General features: G+C 60.6%; 3 protein-coding genes. All 3 read left to right on the top strand.

The features are described from left to right. Positions 1-192 precede the first annotated feature (192 nt). A complete protein-coding gene (locus tag AC1DVF_RS28945; protein WP_082878933.1) occupies positions 193-378 on the top strand; it encodes a DUF3606 domain-containing protein in 186 nt (61 codons plus the stop codon). 199 nt (positions 379-577) lie between these two features. Further along, on the top strand, positions 578-1,225 hold the full coding sequence (locus AC1DVF_RS28940) for a cytochrome b (RefSeq protein ID WP_477783588.1): 648 nt from the start codon (positions 578-580) through the stop codon (positions 1,223-1,225). Beyond that, positions 1,225-2,641: glycosyltransferase family 2 protein (locus tag AC1DVF_RS28935; RefSeq protein ID WP_477783587.1), on the top strand; the 1,417-nt coding region annotated here is incomplete at its 3' end. The genes AC1DVF_RS28940 and AC1DVF_RS28935, both read left to right, overlap by 1 nt.

Raw genomic sequence — 2,641 nt, 5'->3', positions numbered from 1 at the left:
GTTATCGATGTGGTCGTTCCAACCCATGCGGTCTCTCCCGTTGGGATGTCGGACAGGAAGCCCGGCAGTGTCGCGACGAGCAGAACACAAAGCCTTTGGCCTCACCATGATGGATGTGTCAACGGCAAATGACGCAGCACTGACGCGCGCAGCTTCGCGGGAGCGCATGCTTCTCCTGAAGAGGCTCAGACGATGAATGTTACGAAACTCCAGCGCGGCCCCACGGACCCGACACTGATCAACGTGCATGAAGCCCAGGACCTGAAATATTGGTCTCGGTCGCTTGGCGTGTCCGCAGAGCGTTTGATCAAGGCTGTGGAGGAGGTAGGCGCGATGGCTGATGACGTGCGCGCTGAGCTTCGTCGACAACGACGGTGAGGCATTCATCCTGCCGCCCGATCTGTGGCAGGTGTGGATGTAGGGGCGCCGAACGTAGGTAGCGCACGGCATGGGGCCATCGGTGCCCTGATGCACATGGGGGTTCAGTGCACGGCGCAGATCGCCGTCGATACAACCATCTGGGTTGGGCCAGGCACTAACCGGCGTTCGACCGTTACGGCCCTTATTGCGGACTATCGTGAAATCTTCCGAACCCACTGAACCAAGCGCTCGCGCAAGGATAGCGCATGAGCCTTCAACCAATGTGCTGACTGAGGACAGGGCTCGATATACCCATATCGCCATGCTGCTGCACTGGACGATCGCGTTGTTGATCATCGCCAATGTCGCCCTCGGCTTGAGCGCCGCGCTGCTGCCGAGCTCGATATTGTCGGATACGGGTGCGCGAGTGGTGATCGACATGCACAAATCCATCGGCATCACGGTGCTTGGGCTGGCCGTTTTGCGCGTTCTGTGGCGGTTGACGCATCGGCCRCCGCCGCTTCCGGGCGCGTTCCTTGGCTGGGAAAAGGCTACGGCGCACGCCGCACACATCACACTTTACGTGCTGATCTTCGCGCTGCCACTCAGTGGCTGGATGCACGATTCGGCGTGGAGCGCTGCCGCATCGCATCCCATGTATCTGTTCGGCGTGGTGCCATGGCCCCGCATCGGCTTTCTGATGCATTTCGAACCCGGCTTTCAAGAACAGGTCCATACGCAGTTGGGCACACTTCATACGCTATGCGGCTATGCACTGTATGCGGTGCTGGCACTGCACATTCTGGGCGCGCTCAAACACCAGTGGATCGACCGCCATCCGGTCTTGGGACGGATGCTTCCGTAATGTTGATGGAAACGCCACTTCTTGCTCTCGATCGCGCGCGGGCGCTGACCTCGCCGCGCCTCTCGCCCGTGCGCACACCTTTGATCAGTGTGCTGATTCACGGCGGCGTGATGGCGCTGTGGATCGTGTTGTTCGCGCGGGCATTCTTCCTGCATGGCGTCGTTGCCTGGTCGACCGGCATTGCGTATGTCATTTACGACACGCTGCTGCTGGTCTTCGTAGCGTGGAACTCACTCTCGCTCATGAGGCCGTCACCCGTTGCGGCCAGTGGCCCCCAGCCGACGCTTGGCGTGGCGGTTGCCGCGCATAACGAGGCGGCGGTATTGTCGATCACACTCAATGCGTTGCTCGGCCAGACCCGCGTACCGACGCAGATTGTGATTGCCGATGATGGATCGACTGATGGTACTGCCGCGCTTCTCGCTGAACGCTACGGTCTGGTTGACCCTGGCAAGGGCAATCTGAGCGAACCAAGTCCGTCCTTCCCCGCATTGCGCTGGCTGCGCATGCCGCACGGTGGCAAGGCGCGCGCCTTGAATGCGGCCATCGTCTTGATGACGACCGACACGGTGATGACCGTCGATGCGGATACGCTGCTCGAACCGGGCGCATGTGCGGCGATGTCCCGTGCGTTCGCCGGATCCCCAAACCTGGTGGTCGCAGCAGGTTTGCTGTCGCCGGTCTGCAGTCGCACGGCCAGCGGTCGCTTCTTTCAGTGGTTCCAGACCTATGAATACATGCGCAACTTCATTTCCCGCTATGCGTGGATGCGAGCGCATAGTCTTCTACTGGTCTCCGGTGCCTTTGCGTGCTTTCGACGCGACGCATTGTTGACGGTCGGTGGCTTCGATCCGGATTGTCTGGTCGAGGACTATGAGCTGATTCACCGGCTGCGTCGCTATGCTCTGGATCGTGGTCTGGACTGGGATGTACGCGTGATCGGCGGCGCCAGGGCGCGCACGGACGCGCCGAGCACCTTGCCCAGCTTTCTGCGTCAGCGCCGACGCTGGTTCGCCGGCTTTCTGCAGACGCAGTACTGGTATCGCAGCATGATCGGCAACCGGCGTTACGGCCTGATCGGCACACTGATGCTGCCGGTCAAGGCTTTCGACACAGTGCAGCCGCTCTATGGATTGACAGCCTTTTTCCTGCTGCTCGCCTTTCTTTTTGGTGGCCATGTCGCGATCGTGCTGCCAGTGTTGATCATCATCCTGGGCAAGATCGCCATCGATCTGGCGTTTCAGGCCTGGTCCGTGCACTTGTACCGACGGTGGAGTGGCGACAGTACGACCTCGAGTTTTGGCATGGCGTTGCTTGCGTCGATCCTGGAACCCTTTTCGTTCCAGTTGATGCGCCACGGTGGCGCGGCACTGGGCTGGTTGTACTTCTTGCTCAGGCGTAGCGAGTGGGGCACTC

It is taken from the genome of Pseudomonas sp. P4_D7 (genome assembly GCF_056401755.1).
Note: the sequence above shows the minus strand (reverse complement) of the source record. Positions and strands in the feature narration are given on the sequence as shown.

Bases quoted from the DNA above. Each gene is read 5' to 3' on its own strand.
- AC1DVF_RS28945 (WP_082878933.1), top strand. From the start codon at position 193: ATGAATGTTACGAAACTCCAGCGCGGCCCCACGGACCCGACACTGATC.